This is a genomic window from Streptomyces shenzhenensis, from assembly GCF_021462265.1.
Classification (GTDB): Bacteria; Actinomycetota; Actinomycetes; order Streptomycetales; family Streptomycetaceae; genus Streptomyces; species Streptomyces shenzhenensis.
In genome coordinates this window covers 71,130-88,376 of sequence record NZ_JAJONF010000010.1, presented here as the reverse complement: position 1 = coordinate 88,376, position 17,247 = coordinate 71,130, and the positions used below count along the sequence as shown (strand labels likewise).

Sequence of the window (17,247 nt, the reverse complement as noted above, 5' to 3'; positions counted from 1 at the left end):
AGACGGCAATCGCGGGAAGACAATAGGACCATGGCACGCGGCAGGCTTCGGATCTATCTCGGTGCGGCACCGGGCGTGGGCAAGACCTACGCCATGCTCTCCGAGGCGCACCGGCGGGTGGAGCGGGGCACCGACTGCGTGGTCGCCTTCGTCGAGCACCACGGCCGGCAGCGCACCGAGGTGATGCTGCACGGCCTGGAGGAGAGCCGGCGCAGGGAGCTGGAGTACCGGGGCGCGATGTTCACGGAGATGGACGTGGACGCCGTACTGCGCCGGGCCCCCGCCGTCGCCCTGGTGGACGAACTCGCCCACACCAACGTCCCCGGCTCCCGTAACGCCAAGCGCTGGCAGGACGTCGAGGAACTGCTGGCCGCCGGGATCGACGTGATCTCCACCGTCAACATCCAGCACCTCGAATCGCTCGGCGACGTCGTCGAGTCCATCACCGGCGTGCGCCAGCAGGAGACCGTGCCCGACGAGGTGGTACGGCGCGCGGACCAGATCGAACTCGTCGACATGTCGCCCCAGGCGCTGCGCCGGCGCATGGCGCACGGCAACATCTACACCTCGGACAAGGTCGACGCGGCCCTGTCCAACTACTTCCGGCCGGGCAACCTGACCGCCCTGCGCGAACTGGCGCTGCTGTGGGTCGCCGACCGGGTCGACGAGTACCTGAAGCAGTACCGCAGCGAGCACCAGGTCTCGGCGATCTGGGGCTCACGGGAGCGGATCGTCGTCGGGCTCACGGGCGGGCCGGAGGGCCGGACGCTCATCCGGCGGGCCGCCCGGCTCGCCGAGAAGGGCGCCGGCGGCGAGGTGCTCGCCGTCTACATCTCCCGCAGCGACGGGCTGACCTCCGCCTCCCCGAAGGAACTCGCCGTCCAGCGCACCCTGGTCGAGGACCTCGGCGGCACCTTCCACCACGTCGTGGGCGAGGACATCCCCGCGGCCCTGCTCGACTTCGCGCGCGGCGTCAACGCCACCCAGATCGTGCTCGGCTCCTCGCGCCGCAAGGCCTGGCAGTACGTCCTCGGACCCGGCGTCGGTGCCACGGTCGCCCGCGAGTCGGGACCCGACCTGGACGTCCACATCGTCACCCACGGCGAGGCCGGCAAGGGCCGCGGGCTGCCGGTGGCCCGGGGCGCCCGGCTCGGGCGCGGCCGGATCATCGCGGGCTGGGTGGTCGGCCTGGCCGGCCCGGCCGTCATGGCGGTGCTGCTCAGCACCGTCGGCCTCGGCCTCGCCAACGACATGCTGCTCTTCCTGACCTTCACGGTCGCGGCGGCCCTCCTCGGCGGGCTCTTCCCGGCGCTGGCCTCGGCGGCCTTCGGGTCGTTGCTGCTGAACTACTTCTACACCCCGCCCCTGCACCGGCTCACCGTCGCCGACCCGAAGAACATCGTGGCCATCGTGATCTTCTTCGGGGTCGCGCTGTCCGTCGCCTCGGTCGTGGACCTCGCGGCCCGCCGCACCCACCAGGCCGCCCGGCTGCGCGCCGAGTCGGAGATCCTCTCCTTCCTCGCCGGGAACGTGCTGCGGGGGGAGACGAGCCTGGAGGAGCTCCTGGAACGGGTCCGGGAGACCTTCGGCATGGAGTCCGCCGCCCTCCTGGAGCGGGCGGGCGGCGTCGAGCCGTGGACCTGCGCGGGCCGCGCCGGGTTCGGGCCCGACCTGGAGCGCCCCGAGGACGCCGACGTCGACGTGCCGATAGGCGACCGGATGGCCCTCGCGCTGACCGGCCGGGTACTGCCCGCCGAGGACCGCCGGGTGCTCGCCGCCTTCGCCGCCCAGGCGGTCGTCGTCCTGGACCGCAGGCGCCTCCAGGAGGAGGCCGAGCAGGCCCGCGCGCTCGCCGAGGGCAACCGGATCCGTACCGCTCTGCTGGCCGCCGTCAGCCATGACCTGCGCACCCCGCTGGCCGGGATCAAGGCGGCGGTGACGTCGCTGCGCTCGGACGACGTGGAGTGGTCCGAGGAGGACCGGGCGGAGCTGCTGGAGGGCATCGAGGAGGGCGCCGACCGGCTGGACCACCTCGTGGGCAACCTGCTCGACATGTCCCGGCTGCAGACCGGCACCGTCACCCCTCTCGTCCGCGAGACCGACCTCGACGAGGTGGTCCCGATGGCGCTGGTCGGGGTACCGGACGGCAGCGTGTGCCTCGACGTCCCGGAGACCCTGCCGATGGTCGAGGCCGACGCCGGGCTGCTGGAGCGGTCGGTGGCCAACCTGGTCGAGAACGCCGTCAAGTACAGCCCGTCCGGCCGGCCCGTACTGGTCTCCGCGAGCGCCATCGTGAACCGGGTGGAGGTACGGATCGCGGACCGCGGGCCCGGCGTGCCGGACGAGGCCAAGGAACGCATATTCGAGCCCTTCCAGCGCTACGGTGACGCTCCGCGCGGCGCCGGGGTCGGACTCGGGCTCGCGGTCGCCCGGGGCTTCGCGGAGGCGATGGGCGGCACCCTCAACGCCGAGGACACGCCCGGCGGCGGGCTCACCATGGTCCTCAGCCTCCGTGCGGCAGGATCGGTCACCACCGCCGTGGCGGCACCCGCGGCAGAACCGGAAAGGCAGGCCTCATGCTGAGCGCGACCGGGGGTGCCCCCCAGCCCCCCACGCGTGTGCTCGTGGTCGACGACGAGCCGCAGATCGTGCGTGCCCTGGTGATCAACCTCAAGGCGCGCAAGTACGAGGTCGACGCGGCCCCCGACGGCCGCACCGCCCTCGAACTTGCCGCCTCCCGCCACCCCGACGTGATCGTCCTCGACCTCGGTCTGCCGGACATGGACGGCGTCGAGGTGATCAAGGGGCTGCGCGGCTGGACCCGGGTGCCGATCCTGGTCCTGTCCGCCCGCCATTCCTCCGACGAGAAGGTGAAGGTGCTCGACGCGGGCGCCGACGACTACGTCACCAAGCCCTTCGGCATGGACGAGCTGCTGGCCCGGCTGCGGGCCGCCGTACGCCGCGCCGAGCCAGTCGCCGGCGGTGGCGAGGACGACGTCCTGGTGGAGACCGAGGGCTTCACCGTCGACCTGGCCGCGAAGAAGGTCAACCGGGCCGGCCGGGACGTCCGGCTCACCCCGACCGAGTGGCACCTGCTGGAGGTGCTGGTCCGCAACACCGGCCGGCTGGTCAGCCAGAAGCAGCTGCTGCAGGAGGTGTGGGGGCCGTCGTACGGGACGGAGACCAACTACCTGCGCGTGTACATGGCACAGCTGCGCCGGAAGCTGGAAACGGACCCGTCGCACCCGAAGCACTTCATTACGGAGCCGGGGATGGGGTACCGGTTCGAGAGGTGAACCGGTTCGAAGGGTGAGCTGGGCTGCGGCGGTGTCGGCGGGCCCCGGTACGCTTCAGATATGAGTGCTGTTCCTCGTTCCGAAAAGCCGGCCGGCCGGTTCCGGCGGATGCTCGACCGGCTCTCCTCGTCGCAGGAGGACCTGGAGTCCGAGGAGCTGCGTGAGGACGCCGACACGGCGGGCTGTACCCGGATCGGTGACTGCCAGGACCGGCAGATCGTCACCGTTACTGGTACCTTGCGCACGGTCACCCTGCGACCGCGCGCCGGAGTCCCGGCCCTGGAGGCCGAGCTGTTCGACGGCTCCGCAGCGTTGGACGTCGTGTGGCTCGGCAGGCGTTCCATCGTGGGCATAGAACCGGGGCGCAGGCTGATCGCATCGGGCCGGATCTCGCTGAGCCGGGGCCGCCGGGTGCTGTTCAATCCCAAGTACGAACTGAGACCCCTCGGTAGGGAGTAGCCGGTGACGTCGCTCGACAAGCCGACCGAAGACACACAGACGGCGAACGCCCGGGCGGAAGACGCACGGGCGGTGACCGAGGCCGCGCTCTTCGAGGCGTTCGGCGGTGTCCGGGGCATGGTCGAGACGGTCCTGCCCGGCCTGCTCTTCGTCACGATCTTCACCATCAACAAGGACCTGCACTGGTCGGCGATCGCCGCCCTCGCGGTCTCCGTGGTGCTGGTGGTGGTCCGCCTCGCCATGAAGGACACCGTCAAGCACGCCTTCAGCGGGGTCTTCGGCGTCGCCTTCGGTGTCGTCTTCGCGATGATGACCGGCAACGCCAAGGACTTCTACCTGCCCGGCATGCTCTACACGCTGGGCCTGGCGCTGGCGTACATCGTCACGACCCTGTGCGGGGTCCCGCTGATCGGGCTGATCCTCGGCCCGGTCTTCAAGGAGAACCTCTCCTGGCGCAGCCGCAACCCCGGCCGCAAGAAGGCATACGCCAAGGCAAGTTGGGCCTGGGGCCTGATCCTGCTCGCCAAGTGCGCGATCCTCTTCCCGCTGTACTGGTGGGCCAACACCGCCCAGCTCGGCTGGGTGCTCGTCGCGTTGAAGATCCCGCCGTTCCTGCTCGCGGTCTGGCTCACCTGGGTCTTCCTGGCGAAGGCGCCGGCGCCGATCGACGTGTTCGCGGAGATGGAGGCGGCGGAGAAGGCCGAGGAGGAGCGCAAGGCGGCACTGGCCGCGGAGAGCGGTGAGGCCTCCGGCGGACGCCACCGCAAGTAGGCGACACGACGGAAGGGGCGCCCGCCGCGGGGAGGGCGCCCCTTCCGGGTGCGTACGTCAGCCTTCTTCCCGCCGTACCGACAGCAGGTCCTCCAGCTGCTCCTCCCGGGCCTGGGCGGCCACGAAGAGGAGTTCGTCGCCCACCTCCAGGGAGTCCTCGCGGGAGGGGGTGAGGACCCGGTTGCCGCGGATGATCGTGACCAGGGAGGTGTCCTCGGGCCACGCCACGTCGCCGACCTGGGTGCCGGCCAGGGCCGACTCCTCGGGCAGCGTCAGCTCCACCAGGTTGGCGTCGCCGTGGCTGAAGCGCAGCAGCCGGACCAGGTCGCCGACCGACACCGCCTCCTCCACCAGGGCCGACATCAGGCGCGGCGTCGAGACGGCGACGTCCACGCCCCAGGACTCGTTGAACAGCCACTCGTTCTTGGGGTTGTTGACCCGGGCGACGACGCGCGGAACGCCGTACTCTGTCTTCGCGAGCAGTGAGACGACCAGGTTCACCTTGTCGTCGCCGGTCGCGGCGATCACGACGTTGCAGCGCTGCAGCGCCGCCTCGTCCAGCGAGGTGATCTCACAGGCGTCGGCCAGCAGCCACTCCGCCTGCGGCACCCGCTCGACCGAGATGGCGGTCGGGGCCTTGTCGATCAGCAGGACCTCGTGGCCGTTCTCCAGCAGCTCGCCCGCGATCGAGCGGCCGACGGCACCGGCCCCGGCAATGGCGACCCTCATCAGTGACCGCCCTCCTCTTCCGGACCCCCGGCGAAGGCGGCCTCGACCGTGCCGACGTCGTCCGTCCGCATCATCACGTGCACCAGGTCGCCCTCCTGCAGGACCGTCTGCGAGGTGGGCAGCATCGCCTCGCCGAGCCGGGTCAGGAACGCGACCCGGACACCGGTCTCCTCCTGAAGCTTGCTGATCTTGTGGCCGACCCACTTCGGGGAGACGTGCACCTCGGCGAGCTGCACCCCGCCGGTGGGGTCGCGCCACAGCGGCTCGGCGCCCGAGGGCAGCAGCCGGCGCAGCATCTGGTCGGCGGTCCAGCGGACCGTGGCCACGGTCGGGATGCCGAGGCGCTGGTAGACCTCGGCGCGCCGGGGGTCGTAGATCCGGGCCGCGACGTTCTCCACCCCGAACATCTCGCGGGCGACCCGCGCGGAGATGATGTTCGAGTTGTCGCCGCTGGAGACCGCGGCGAAGGCGCCGGCCTCCTCGATGCCCGCCTCGCGCAGGGTGTCCTGGTCGAAGCCGACTCCGGTGACCCGGCGGCCGCCGAATCCCGGGCCCAGCCTGCGGAAGGCGGTGGGGTCCTGGTCGATCACGGCGACCGTGTGCCCCTGTTGCTCCAAGGTCTGGGCGAGAGCGGAACCCACTCTGCCGCAGCCCATGATGACGATGTGCACGACCGTCCTTCCGGTGTTCAGAAGTTACTGCTCAGCCCCATCAGGGTCTCAGACCGAGCCCCAAGCTACACACGCACCGTCCCGGCCGGGCACCCCTCGGACACGCTCATCGGCGAGTGATGCTGCGCACGCTCCAGGCGGTGAGGATTCCGAGGCCGAGGAGGGCGACCGTGGCACCGATCAGCTCTGCGGTCGCGGGCATGGGACCTCCGAAGCGAGAAGACAGGCGGGGTCTGCCATCTAGGCACGGATCGGGCGTAAGCTGCGGAATCCGAAGTTCCAGCCGTCACCTTTTTCACTCGGGAGGCAGATCACGTCCTGCGGCTGGAGACCCGCCAGGTGGAAGGCCTACGATCCTCTCTCGTGTCCAAACTGACCGACGTGCCCAAACGGATCCTGATCGGGCGCGCTCTGCGCAGTGACCGGCTGGGGGAAACTTTCCTGCCGAAGCGCATCGCACTCCCCGTCTTCGCCTCCGACCCGCTGTCCTCCGTCGCCTACGCGCCGGGGGAGGTCCTGCTGGTCCTGTCCATCGCGGGCGTGTCGGCCTACCACTTCAGCCCCTGGATCGCGGTCGCGGTCGTCGTGCTGATGTTCACGGTGGTCGCCTCCTACCGGCAGAACGTGCACGCCTACCCGAGCGGCGGCGGCGACTACGAGGTCGCCACCACCAACCTCGGCTCCAGGGCGGGCCTGACCGTCGCCAGCGCCCTGCTCGTCGACTACGTCCTGACCGTCGCCGTCTCCATCGCCTCCGGCATCGAGAACCTCGGCTCCGCGGTCCCCTTCGTCGTCGAGCACAAGGTGCTGTGCGCGGTCACCGTGATCGTGCTGCTGACGCTGATGAACCTGCGCGGTGTGAAGGAGTCCGGCAAGCTCTTCGCGATCCCGACGTACGTGTTCGTCGGCGGCGTCTTCATCATGATCGCGTGGGGTGCGTTCCGGGGGCTGGTCCTCGGTGACACGATGCGCGCACCGACCGCGGGTTACCACATCAGGGCCGAGCACCAGGGCCTGGCGGGCTTCGCCCTCGTCTTCCTCCTGCTGCGCGCCTTCTCCTCCGGCTGCGCCGCGCTCACCGGTGTCGAGGCCATCTCCAACGGCGTCCCGGCCTTCCGCAAGCCGAAGTCGAAGAACGCGGCGACCACCCTGGCCATGATGGGCCTGCTGGCGGTCACCATGTTCTGCGGCATCATCGCGCTCGCCATGACCACCAAGGTCCGCATGGCGGAGAACCCGGCCACCGACCTGATCCGGGGCGGCGTCCCGATCGGCTCCGGCTACGTCCAGAACCCGGTGATCTCCCAGGTCGCCGAGGCGGTCTTCGGCAAGGGCAGCTTCCTGTTCGTGCTGCTCGCCGCCGCCACCGCCCTGGTCCTCTTCCTGGCCGCCAACACGGCGTACAACGGCTTCCCGCTGCTCGGCTCGATCCTCGCCCAGGACCGCTACCTGCCGCGCCAGCTGCACACCCGCGGCGACCGCCTCGCCTTCTCCAACGGCATCGTGCTGCTCGCCGGCACGGCCGCCCTGCTGGTGGTCATCTACGGCGCCGACTCGACCCGCCTGATCCAGCTCTACATCGTCGGCGTGTTCGTGTCCTTCACGCTCAGCCAGACCGGCATGGTCCGGCACTGGAACCGCCACCTGGCGGTGGAGGAGGACCAGGCCAAGCGCAGCCACATGATGCGCTCCCGCGCGATCAACGCCTTCGGTGCCTTCTTCACCGGCCTGGTGCTGGTCGTCGTCCTGGTCACGAAGTTCACCCACGGCGCCTGGGTGGCGCTGCTCGGCATGTGCATCTTCTACGCCACGATGACCGCGATCCGTAAGCACTACGACCGCGTCTCCGAGGAGATCTCGGCCCCCGAGGAGCCGGACGACGACCTGGTCCGCCCCTCCCGGGTCCATTCGGTCGTCCTCATCTCCAAGATCCACCGCCCCACCCTGCGCGCCCTGGCCTACGCCAAACTGATGCGCTCGGACACCCTGGAGGCGCTCACCGTCAACGTCGACCCGGCCGAGACGAAGGCGCTGCGCGAGGAGTGGGAGCGACGGGGCATAGACGTACCCCTGAAGGTCCTCGACTCGCCCTACCGCGAGATCACCCGGCCGATCATCGAGTACGTCAAGGGCCTGCGCGCCCAGTCCCCGCGGGACGCGGTCTCCGTGATCATCCCGGAGTACGTGGTCGGCCGCTGGTACGAGCACATCCTGCACAACCAGAGCGCGCTGCGCCTGAAGGGCCGGCTGCTCTTCACGCCCGGCGTGATGGTGACGTCCGTGCCCTACCAGCTGGCGTCCTCCGAGGCGGCCAAGCTCCGGGCGCGCAAGCGGCAGGAGTGGAACGCGCCGGGCGCGGTGCGGCGTGGTCCGGCGGAGCACCGGCCCAAGGAACACAGCGGCGGCTGAGCGGGCGGAAGAGCGCCGGCGACCCCGTAGACTGGTGGGCTGTCGTCGGCCCTCGCCCGGGCCGTTTCCCTCCCCCTTGATCTGGAGTCACCCCGCCATGCAGGCAGAACCGAAGAAATCGCTGGTGGGGACGGAGTACGAGGTCGAGGTCGGCCCGGTCGCGCACGGCGGGCACTGTATCGCCAGGACCGCCGAGGGCCAGGTGCTGTTCGTCCGGCACGCGCTGCCCGGCGAGCGGGTCGTGGTCCGGGTGACCGAGGGCGAGGAGGGCGCCCGCTTCCTGCGGGCGGACGCGGTGGACGTCCTGGAGGCGTCCAAGGACCGCGTCGCGGCCCCCTGCCCCTACGCCGGTCCCGGCCGCTGCGGCGGCTGCGACTGGCAGCACGCCAAGCCGGGTGCCCAGCGCCGCCTCAAGGGCGAGGTGATCGCGGAACAGCTCCAGCGGCTCGCGGGCCTCACTCCCGAGGAGGCCGGCTGGGACGGCACGGTGATGCCCGCCGAGGGCGACAAGCTGCCGCCCGGCGAGGTGCCCCAGTGGCGGACCCGGGTGCAGTACGCCGTCGACGCCGACGGCAACGCGGGACTGCGCCGGCACCGCTCGCACGAGGTGGAGCCGATCGAGCACTGCATGATCGCGGCGCCGGGCGTCAGCGAGCTGGGCATCGAGGAGCGGGACTGGTCGGGCATGGCGGCGGTGGAGGCGATCGCCGCGACCGGCTCCCAGGACCGTATGGTCATCCTGGAGCCGCGCCCGGGCGCCCGGCTCCCCCTGGTCGAACTCGACCGGCCGGTCTCGGTGATGCGGGTCGACGAGCACGACGGCGGCATCCACCGCGTCCACGGCCGCGCCTTCGTCCGTGAACGCGCCGACGGCCGCACCCACCGGGTCAGCAGCGGCGGCTTCTGGCAGGTCCATCCGAAGGCGGCGGACACCCTGGTCACGGCGGTCATGCAGGGTCTCCTCCCGCGCAAGGGCGAGATGGCGCTGGACCTCTACTGCGGCGTCGGCCTCTTCGCCGGAGCGCTCGCCGACCGCCTCGGCGAGAAGGGCGCGGTGCTCGGCATCGAGTCCGGAAAGCGCGCGGTGGAGGACGCCCGCCACAACCTCGCCGGCTTCCCGCGGGTCCGCGTCGAGCAGGGCAAGGTCGAGACGGTCCTCCCGCGCACCGGCATCACGCAGGCCGACCTCATCGTCCTCGACCCGCCCCGCGCGGGCGCCGGCCGCAAGACGGTGGAGCACCTGGTGTCACTGGACGCCCGCAGAATCGCGTACGTGGCCTGCGACCCGGCCGCACTCGCCCGCGACCTTGCGTACTTCCGGGACGGGGGGTACCGGGTACGGACACTGCGGGCGTTCGACCTGTTTCCGATGACCTCGCACGTGGAGTGCGTGGCGATTCTGGAGCCTGCTGCAAAGGGGCTCTGAGCTGCGACTTTCATAGGCGCCTCAGGTGCGGCCGGGTGGGCGCGACCTGTTTCCCCGAGCGCACCGTGTGGAGCACCTTTTTGGCCAGCGAAGGCTGTCCGACCTGGCCTTCCTGTGGTGGCTGTCGAATCGACGTGATCGTCTTTACGTATCTCGGCCCGGACGGCGACAGCCGTCTTGAGGCTCAGATGACGCTCGCTCTGACGAGGCGTCACCGCAGGGGTGGCGGCCGTACGGTGCTGGCATGGGTGACCGGCGACCACGGGCGCCTTGAGCCGGTGCAGCAGCCTGTCACGGTGGGCCAAACCGAGGAGCCAGCAAGGCATCCAGGTGACCAAGTCGTACTGCGCGATGCCGGCCAGACTCTCCAGACGCACGTACCCCAGACCGATCACCAGCCGTGCGACGAGCGGAACAGCGGCAGCAGCAGGGGCGACAGCAGCAGGAGCCGCAGGTAGGTGCGCCCGGATTCGGTCGCTGGCCTCCAGCGCCCGGCCCCCCTACACCGGCATCTCCTTCGTCGAGACCGACCTGTTCGACGCCGACACCCGCCACCCGCGCAGCGCCGCGGTCATCGGCGGCGGGTTCTTCATCGCCCTGGGGCACGAGCGCGGTGTCCTCGCCCACCGGGAGACCGACGGCAGCCTCCACGTCGACCGCGTCCACGCCGAGTGGAACAACAAGGCCGTCGGCCTCGTCTCCTACGGCTTCGACGGCGGCGTGCGCGCCGTCGAAGCCCTGCGCCCGGTCCTGGGCGCCCTGCAGCTCGCGGACGTCTCCGCGACGGTCACCTTGAACCTGCGCACCGACTTCGCCGACTTCGGCGCCACCTTCACCCCCGGCGACCACCAGGGCCCCGCCCTCACGGCGATGCTCGACCAGCTCCTGTCGTGGAGCAACGCCCTCGCCTGCACCCGCAACAGCGCAGCCTCGGCAGCTTCCTGAAGAACCTCCCGCACGACCTCCTCTCACACGACGGCTCCGGCCCGCAGCCCACTTCACACGCCGGTGAAGGCTGCGCCTCGGCTGCGAGCAGGACCGCAACACCGGCCACGCTGCGGCTCACACACGCGCTCGGTTCCCGCCGAGCGGCAGCACGGATGAAAGGTCGACCGTGATCCTCGGAGCTGGAGATCACGGGGGAGCAGTGCCTCCAGCATGATCTTCACCCTTGCTCGCACGGTGCGGCCGGGCACTGGCGCAGGTCGGGTGCCAAAGGCGGCGTGCCCTCACCCGGTGGGCGAAGGGGGGACGCCTCCGGCAGGCCGGCTGACCGCCGGATGCGGCGTACGGGTATCCGGCGGCGCACGGCGCGCTGACCTGTTCGCGCCGGCTTCCCGACGTCGAGCCCGTAGGCGGCAAAGGCTTCGTCGTCGGTCCACTCGGCGCCCGTGAGGTTCGCCTGCAGATCCTCGCGCTCGCAGCGGCCGCGGGCGTGGCGGCGGCCGAACTCCTCGAGCTCGGCGTTGGTCCAGCGGCGGGAGGCCGCGAACACGTCGATCAGGTCGCGGGGCGCTCCGCTGTCGGCGAGGGCGCGGACCTTGGTCCCGATCACGTCCTACTCCGCGAGGACGGTCCCGTACGGGCTCTGGGCGACCGGCCGCCGGAAGATCTCCCTGAGGATGTCGACTTCGCATTCCTGCCCGGTGGTCGGGGCGGACACAGTGAATCGAGCGGACAACGGGGCAGTTTCCAGCGCGTGCACCCTCGCCACCGGCCGGCTCCCCGCCGCGGACCTCACGTGCGCTCCCGTACGACCGACACGCACCGCAGCGCGCTGAGCCCGGTCTCGACGGCACCCAGCGCGTGCTCATTGAGCTGTTCTCCGGCCGTCGCCCTCGACCTCCCGTCAGCGGTCCGTCAGTTGCCCTCGGGAGAATCGGGGACGTCCCGACCAACGCAGTCATCCGGAGGCGCCATGGCCATCGCCTGCGGTTCCTGAGCATGCCTGGTACGTCGCGGAGATCGGCTGACAGTCCGGACATCCTGCCTCAGACGAGAGGGAACGACCGTGTCCCAGCAGGCCCTCAGGCATGGCGCGGCACCCGTCGCCATCCGCAGCGCCGCCTGGTATCTGCCCGAGCACACTCTGCCGATCACCGATGTACGGACGCTCGACGAGACCGAGCGCGCCACACGCGACGCTCTGGGCATCGACACGGTCCGGGCGGACGACCGGCTGAGTTCCGTCACTCTCGCGGAACGCGCCGCGCGCCGGGCGCTCGAACAGACAGGGCTTGACGCCCGGGACCTGGGCGCTCTGGTGATGGTGGAGTCGCGGGTCCAGGAGACGTTTCTCAGCTCCGAGGCGACCAGGCTCCAGCACCGACTCGGCGCCGACAACGCCACCACCTTCTCGGTGGGCGGGCTCGGCTGTGTCTCGATCACCCCGGCCCTGCTGACGGCCCGCGGACTGCTGGCCGCAGACCCTGCCCTGGACCATGTCCTGGTCGTGCACGGCAGCAAACCGGCCGCCGCCCTGCGCTACCGCCACCCCGTCACGGTGAACGGCGACGGCGGGCAGGCACTGCTGCTCTCCCGCGGCGGGAGGACACGGGTCCTCGACATCGCGCAGCTGACCAACGGGCGCTACTGGGACCTCTTCCACATCGACTACCGGGACCGCCCCACCGCCATGTGGCGCGAACAGTGCACGGAGCCCAGAACCTACTCCTTCCGCCTGGCCATGGAGACGCGCAACCGCCTCTCTGCGATGTTGAGCGACCTGCTGCGGCGCAACGGAATCGGCCGGGGGGACGTCGCCGGCTTCGTCAGCCAGAACCTGTCCGCCGGGAGCTTCACCTTCCTCGAGGACTCCCTCGACATCGAACTGCTGCCGGCGTGCCGGGAGAACCTCCGGCAGTACGGACACCTCGGTCCCAACGACGTCTTCCTCAATCTCCGCACCGCACTGGACCGCAAGGAGCTGGCCCCCGGTGACCTTGCGGTCCTGATCAACGTGAGCCCGGTGGCCGCCTGGAGTCTGCTGCTGGTCGAGACAGGTTCACAGGAGGACACGGCATGAACGACATCACCTCGCAGATCACCGGCTTTCTGAGCATGGCTCTCCGTCGGCAGGTGGAGCCGGACGACGACTACTTCGCACAGGGCCTCGCCGACTCGCTGTTCGCCCTGGAGCTGGTGACCTTCGTCGAGAGCCGCTTCGCCCTCACCGTCGAGGTCGAGGACCTGGATCTGGACAGTTTCAGGACCGCCAACCGCGTCACGGAGTTCGTCCGGCGCAAGATCGCGGCGCCCGAGTGGGGAGAGGCACATGCCGAGGGCTCCTGAAAGCGGCCCCGCCGCGGTGACCACGGATCTGTCGCCCACGGAGCCCGTGGACCTGTGTCGGGTCGCGGCCGATCTGGCGGCCGACGCACACGACCGCGCCGCACGCTGGGACCAGGACGGCGGACTGCCCGATTCGGTGCGCAGGGAGGTCGCAGCGTCGGGACTGCTCGCCGCGGACCTGCCCGAGCGGTACGGGGGCGCCGGCCTCGATCCGCTCACGCTCGGGGAGATCACCGCACGGATCGGTGGTGAGTGCAGCGCCCTGCGCGGGCTGCTGACCGTTCAAGGGATGGTGGCGGCGGCACTGCTGCGCTGGGGTACCGAGGCACAGCGGGCCGACTGGCTGCCCAGGCTGGCCGGCGGGGAGCTGACCGCAGGCTTCGCGGCGACCGAGCAGGGCGCAGGCAGCGCGCTGGGGTCGGTGGAAACCCGTATCGAGGCGTCGGGCCGGTCGGACCACCAGGAACTGGTCGTGAGCGGCCACAAGAGGTGGGTCACCTTCGGTGCGGTCGCCGACGTGTTCATGGTCCTCGGCAAGTACGAGGGAAAGCCGGCCGCCGTGCTCGTGGACGCGGACCGCGCCGGTGTCGACCGGGAGCCGGTGAACGGCCAGCTCGGCATGCGGGGCGCCCGGATCGCCCATCTGTCCTTCGGCGGCGTGCGAGTGCCCCGGGGTCAGCTCGTCGCCCCTCCCGGTCTGGGGCTCTCCCACGTCGCCGGTACCGCGCTCGACCACGGCCGGTTCACGGTCGCCTGGGGTTGCGTGGGCATGGCGGAGGCGTGCGTCGAGGACGCCGCCTCCCACGCCGCGGTCCGTCGGCAGGGCGACATCACGCTGGGAGACAACCAGTTGGTCCGGTCACTGCTGGCCAGGGCCGCGGTGGACGCCGCCGGGGCCCGGCAACTCGCCCGCAGGGCCGCGGAGGTACGGGCAGCGGGCCCGGGGCACGGGGTGTCGGAGACGCTCATGGCCAAGTACGCGGCGGCTTCCGCGGCGGCCGAGGGCAGCCGCGCCGCCGTACAGGTGCTCGGCTCGGCCGGCTGCGCACCCGACAGCAGGGCGGGCCGTCACTTCCGGGACGCCAAGGTCATGGAGATCATCGAAGGAGCGCAGCAAGTGTCCGAACTTCACATAGCAGAGCGGTTGTTGCGCCGCTTCGGTGACGCCGCGCGCGGCGCGGACCGCACCGCCGGGCCCCGGCTTCCCGGAGAGTCGCCGTGACGGCGGCAGCGGGCGCGCCCACCGTCAAGTGCCTGGTGTGGGACCTGGACGACACCCTGTGGGACGGGGTGGTGCTGGAAGGCGACGATCCCGTCCCCTTCCGCCCGGCGCTGGAGACCCTGGCCGAGCTGGACCGTCGGGGCATCCTGCACGCCGCCGCCGGCCGTGGCGAACACCTCGTCTCCCAACTCCATCTGACGCAGCGCCGGCTGGCGGACTGGTTCTGCGCGACAGAGGTGGGCTGGGGCGCCAAGTCCGCCGCGGTGCGCCGGATCGCGAAGGCCCTCAACATCGGTCTGGACACCATCGCGTTCGTCGACAACGACCCGGTGGAGCGGGCGGAGGTCGCGAGCGAACTCCCCATGGTCCGCTGCTATGCGGCGGCGGAGGTCGGGCAGCTGCCGGAATACCAGGAGTTCCAGCCCGAGCACATCACCGCGGAGGCCACCGGGCGACGCCGGCTCTACCGGGCCGAGTGGCAACGCCAGAAAGCCGAAGAGGAGTTCACCGAAGGACGCCAGGCGTTCCTCGACTCGCTCGACCTGGTCATGGAGGTGCGCCCGGCCACCGAGGAAGACCTGTCCCGGGCCAGTGAGCTGACCGTCCGCACGCATCAGCTCAACAGCACGGGACTGACGTACGACATCGACGAACTGCGCCGGTTGAGTTCCGCACCGGACCATCAGGTGCTGCTGGCCACGCTCCGCGACCGCTTCGGTGACTACGGGATCATCGGCCTGGCCGTCACCGCACTCGTCGGGCGGGACTCGGTCCTGCGGCTGATGCTGATGTCCTGCCGAGTCGCCTCGCGCGGTGCGGGGAGCGTGCTGCTGCACCATCTGATCCAGCAGGCCCTGGCGGCAGGCCGGCGCCCTGTCGCGCACTTCATCCCGACCGAGGTGAACCGGAACCTGCTGGTCACGATGTGCTTCGCAGGCTACGAGACGACGGGCACCGACGAGGACCACCTCGTGCTCACCGTGGACCCGGAGCGTCCGCTGCCCAAGGCCCCCGGCCACACGCGCGTGCTCGGCGGCGTAGCGTGAACGGCGCGGGAAGCGGGGCCGCGATGCCCCGACATCCCGATGGCACCGATGGGTTCCTCCCCGCGGACGCCCCGGCGGAGGTACGGCCGGTGTGGACCGCCTTCCGAAGCCAGGTGGTCAGGGCGCCCGAGGCGACCGCGCTCATCATCGGCGGGGTCTCGCTGACGTACCGCGAACTCGACGATGCCTCGGCCGGTCTCGCGCGGCTGCTGTGGCAGCACGGACTGCGGCCGGGACGTGTCGTCTGCGTCCGGACGCAGCAGAGCGTCCTGTCCGTGGTCGCCATGCTCGCCGCACTGCGCGTGGGTGCCGCCTGGGCGGTCCTGGAACCGGACCTGCCCGTCGGGAGGTTCGAGGCGCTGTGCCGGGACGTCGACTGCGCGGTGGTGCTGAGCGAGGGCGGCGACGCCGTGCCGGCCTCCGCCCTCTCGGCGATGTCCGCTCCGCCGACGGTCGTGGCCGCGGCGGACCTCCAGCTGACCCGGCTCGTCGAGACGGGCCGGGAACTGCTTGCCGACCCGTACCCACCGGTCCCTGAGCAGGGCCCCGCCTACGTCGCCTACACCTCGGGATCCACCGGTGTGCCCAAAGGCGTGATGGTCACCCGGGGCCAGCTCGCGGTATCGATCAGTTGCCGGGGGCCGGTGTACGGCACCGAGCACTCCGTCTTCCTGATCGCGCTGCGGCTGTCCTTCGACGGGATTCTCGGCGGAATGTTCTGGTCGCTCACCGGCGGCCACACGCTGGTGCTCCCCGAACCCCGACAGCTCGTGCGGGTGGCGGAGTTCACCCGGCTGGCCAGGGAACACCGTGTGACACACCTGTTCAACATTCCCTCCTACTACCGGGCGGTGCTCCAGGATCCCGCCGGCCTGCCCGACACCCTGCGGGTGGTGGTCGTGGGGGGTGAGGCATGCACCCCCGGGTTGGTGGGCGCACACCACGAGCGACTGCCGCGGACCCGGATCGTCAACGAGTACGGGCCCACCGAGACGACCATCGCCTGCACGGTGGAGACCGATCCGGACCCGACCCGGGAACGTATCCCCATCGGACGGCCCTGGCCGGGGACACAGACCCTGGTACTGGACGAGCGGCTGCGTGAGGTCCCGGCCGGGGAGCGGGGCGAACTCTACGTCGGCGGCCCCCTCGTGGCACTCGGCTACGCGAACCAGCCGGCCCGTACGGCCGAGCGATTCGTCGCGGACCCGTACGGGCGGCCGGGCGGGCGCCTCTACCGCACCGGGGACATCGCCAGCGTCGACGAGCGGGGCGCGCTGCACTACCACGGCAGAACGGACGACCAGGCCAAGATCCGCGGTGTGCGGATCGAACTCGGCGAGATCGAGAGCGTGCTGGAACGCCATCCGGGTGTGGAGCAGGCCGTGGTGCTCTGCGAACGTGCCGGACAGGACGAGCCGCAGGTGATCGCCTTCGTACTGCCGACGCCCGGCAGCGGGCCGCCGGACGCCTCGGAGCTGCGCGCACACTGCCGGGGCCGACTGATAGAGCAGGCCACACCGACCTTGTTCGTGCCGGTCGACCACATGCCGCTCGACCGCAGCACCAAGGTGGACCGGGCCACGCTCCGCACCCTCGTCCCGACGGACCGGCAAGCCTCCGGAGGCACCGCGGGCGGGGACTGGAGCGGGCACCGGCTCGCCGTCCGGCGGATCTGGGCGGAGGTCCTCGGGCACTCCGGCTCGGGCCCGGACGACAACTTCTTCGCCGTCGGCGGGAGCTCGATCAAGGTCGTCGACCTGCACGACAGGCTGGACAGGCGATGGCCCGGGGCGCTGCGGGTGGGCGAGCTGTTCGACTACATCACCATCGCCACCCAGGCACAGCGCATCGCCGACCGCCTGGGCGAGCGCGCGCAAGGCGAGGAACACGCCCCGCCGGCCGCATACGAGCTCTGACACGCGTG

13 protein-coding genes and 2 pseudogenes are annotated in these 17,247 nt (G+C 71.0%); 12 read left to right on the top strand and 3 right to left on the bottom strand.

Features of this window, described 5'->3' with window-relative positions:
- The first annotated feature begins 30 nt into the window (after positions 1 to 30).
- From LQ326_RS15845 to LQ326_RS15830, 4 genes are read left to right on the top strand one after another with little or no spacing between them, the layout of a single operon-like run.
- The gene (locus tag LQ326_RS15845) at positions 31 to 2,583 is read left to right on the top strand and encodes a sensor histidine kinase (protein WP_234537041.1); all 2,553 of its coding nucleotides are present in this window, start codon (positions 31 to 33) and stop codon (positions 2,581 to 2,583) included.
- Positions 2,577 to 3,296 (top strand): response regulator, encoded by a 720-nt coding sequence (locus LQ326_RS15840; RefSeq protein WP_234537039.1) that lies wholly within the window; start codon positions 2,577 to 2,579, stop codon positions 3,294 to 3,296. The genes LQ326_RS15845 and LQ326_RS15840 overlap by 7 nt, the downstream gene beginning before the upstream one ends.
- 60 nt (positions 3,297 to 3,356) lie before the next feature.
- Positions 3,357 to 3,755 (top strand): OB-fold nucleic acid binding domain-containing protein, encoded by a 399-nt coding sequence (locus LQ326_RS15835; protein ID WP_181802759.1) that lies wholly within the window; start codon positions 3,357 to 3,359, stop codon positions 3,753 to 3,755.
- A 3-nt stretch (positions 3,756 to 3,758) separates the two neighbouring features.
- Positions 3,759 to 4,526 (top strand): DUF3159 domain-containing protein, encoded by a 768-nt coding sequence (locus LQ326_RS15830; RefSeq protein WP_234537037.1) that lies wholly within the window; start codon positions 3,759 to 3,761, stop codon positions 4,524 to 4,526.
- Between the two features lie 57 nt (positions 4,527 to 4,583).
- Here LQ326_RS15830 and LQ326_RS15825 read toward each other — a convergent pair whose 3' ends face one another.
- Positions 4,584 to 5,255 (bottom strand): potassium channel family protein, encoded by a 672-nt coding sequence (locus tag LQ326_RS15825; protein WP_234537036.1) that lies wholly within the window; start codon positions 5,253 to 5,255, stop codon positions 4,584 to 4,586.
- Positions 5,255 to 5,926 (bottom strand): potassium channel family protein, encoded by a 672-nt coding sequence (locus LQ326_RS15820; RefSeq protein ID WP_234537033.1) that lies wholly within the window; start codon positions 5,924 to 5,926, stop codon positions 5,255 to 5,257. Before LQ326_RS15820 ends, LQ326_RS15825 begins: the two co-directional genes overlap by 1 nt.
- A 363-nt stretch (positions 5,927 to 6,289) precedes the next feature.
- Between LQ326_RS15820 and LQ326_RS15815 the strand changes: the two genes are divergently transcribed.
- The 3 genes and pseudogenes from LQ326_RS15815 to LQ326_RS48670 all read left to right on the top strand — a co-directional run.
- Positions 6,290 to 8,335 (top strand): APC family permease, encoded by a 2,046-nt coding sequence (locus LQ326_RS15815; protein WP_234537030.1) that lies wholly within the window; start codon positions 6,290 to 6,292, stop codon positions 8,333 to 8,335.
- Between the two features lie 97 nt (positions 8,336 to 8,432).
- A complete protein-coding gene (locus LQ326_RS15810) occupies positions 8,433 to 9,761 on the top strand; it encodes a class I SAM-dependent RNA methyltransferase (protein ID WP_234537027.1) in 1,329 nt (442 codons plus the stop codon).
- A 444-nt stretch (positions 9,762 to 10,205) separates the two neighbouring features.
- Positions 10,206 to 10,706, top strand: a pseudogene (locus tag LQ326_RS48670) (NADPH-dependent FMN reductase); the annotation flags it as partial.
- A gap of 397 nt (positions 10,707 to 11,103) precedes the next feature.
- Here LQ326_RS48670 and LQ326_RS15800 read toward each other — a convergent pair.
- Positions 11,104 to 11,469 (bottom strand): annotated as a pseudogene (locus LQ326_RS15800) (nucleotidyl transferase AbiEii/AbiGii toxin family protein); the annotation flags it as partial.
- A 345-nt stretch (positions 11,470 to 11,814) separates the two neighbouring features.
- Between LQ326_RS15800 and LQ326_RS15795 the strand changes: the two are divergent.
- The 5 genes from LQ326_RS15795 (at position 11,815) to LQ326_RS15775 (ending at position 17,239) form a co-directional block, all read left to right on the top strand.
- Positions 11,815 to 12,786, top strand: coding sequence for a 3-oxoacyl-ACP synthase (locus LQ326_RS15795; protein WP_372496869.1), 972 nt, complete (start codon positions 11,815 to 11,817; stop codon positions 12,784 to 12,786).
- Positions 12,783 to 13,052 carry an acyl carrier protein gene (locus tag LQ326_RS15790; RefSeq protein WP_234537022.1) on the top strand — a complete coding sequence of 90 codons (270 nt, stop codon included), beginning with the start codon at positions 12,783 to 12,785 and terminating at the stop codon, positions 13,050 to 13,052. Before LQ326_RS15795 ends, LQ326_RS15790 begins: the two co-directional genes overlap by 4 nt.
- On the top strand, positions 13,036 to 14,274 hold the full coding sequence (locus tag LQ326_RS15785; RefSeq protein WP_234537021.1) for an acyl-CoA dehydrogenase family protein: 1,239 nt from the start codon (positions 13,036 to 13,038) through the stop codon (positions 14,272 to 14,274). The genes LQ326_RS15790 and LQ326_RS15785 overlap by 17 nt, the downstream gene beginning before the upstream one ends.
- Complete coding sequence (locus tag LQ326_RS15780) at positions 14,271 to 15,320, top strand: HAD-IIIC family phosphatase (RefSeq protein WP_234537019.1); 1,050 nt, start codon at positions 14,271 to 14,273, stop codon at positions 15,318 to 15,320. Before LQ326_RS15785 ends, LQ326_RS15780 begins: the two co-directional genes overlap by 4 nt.
- An 89-nt stretch (positions 15,321 to 15,409) precedes the next feature.
- The gene (locus LQ326_RS15775; RefSeq protein ID WP_234537017.1) at positions 15,410 to 17,239 is read left to right on the top strand and encodes a non-ribosomal peptide synthetase; all 1,830 of its coding nucleotides are present in this window, start codon (positions 15,410 to 15,412) and stop codon (positions 17,237 to 17,239) included.
- Positions 17,240 to 17,247: the final 8 nt, after the last annotated feature.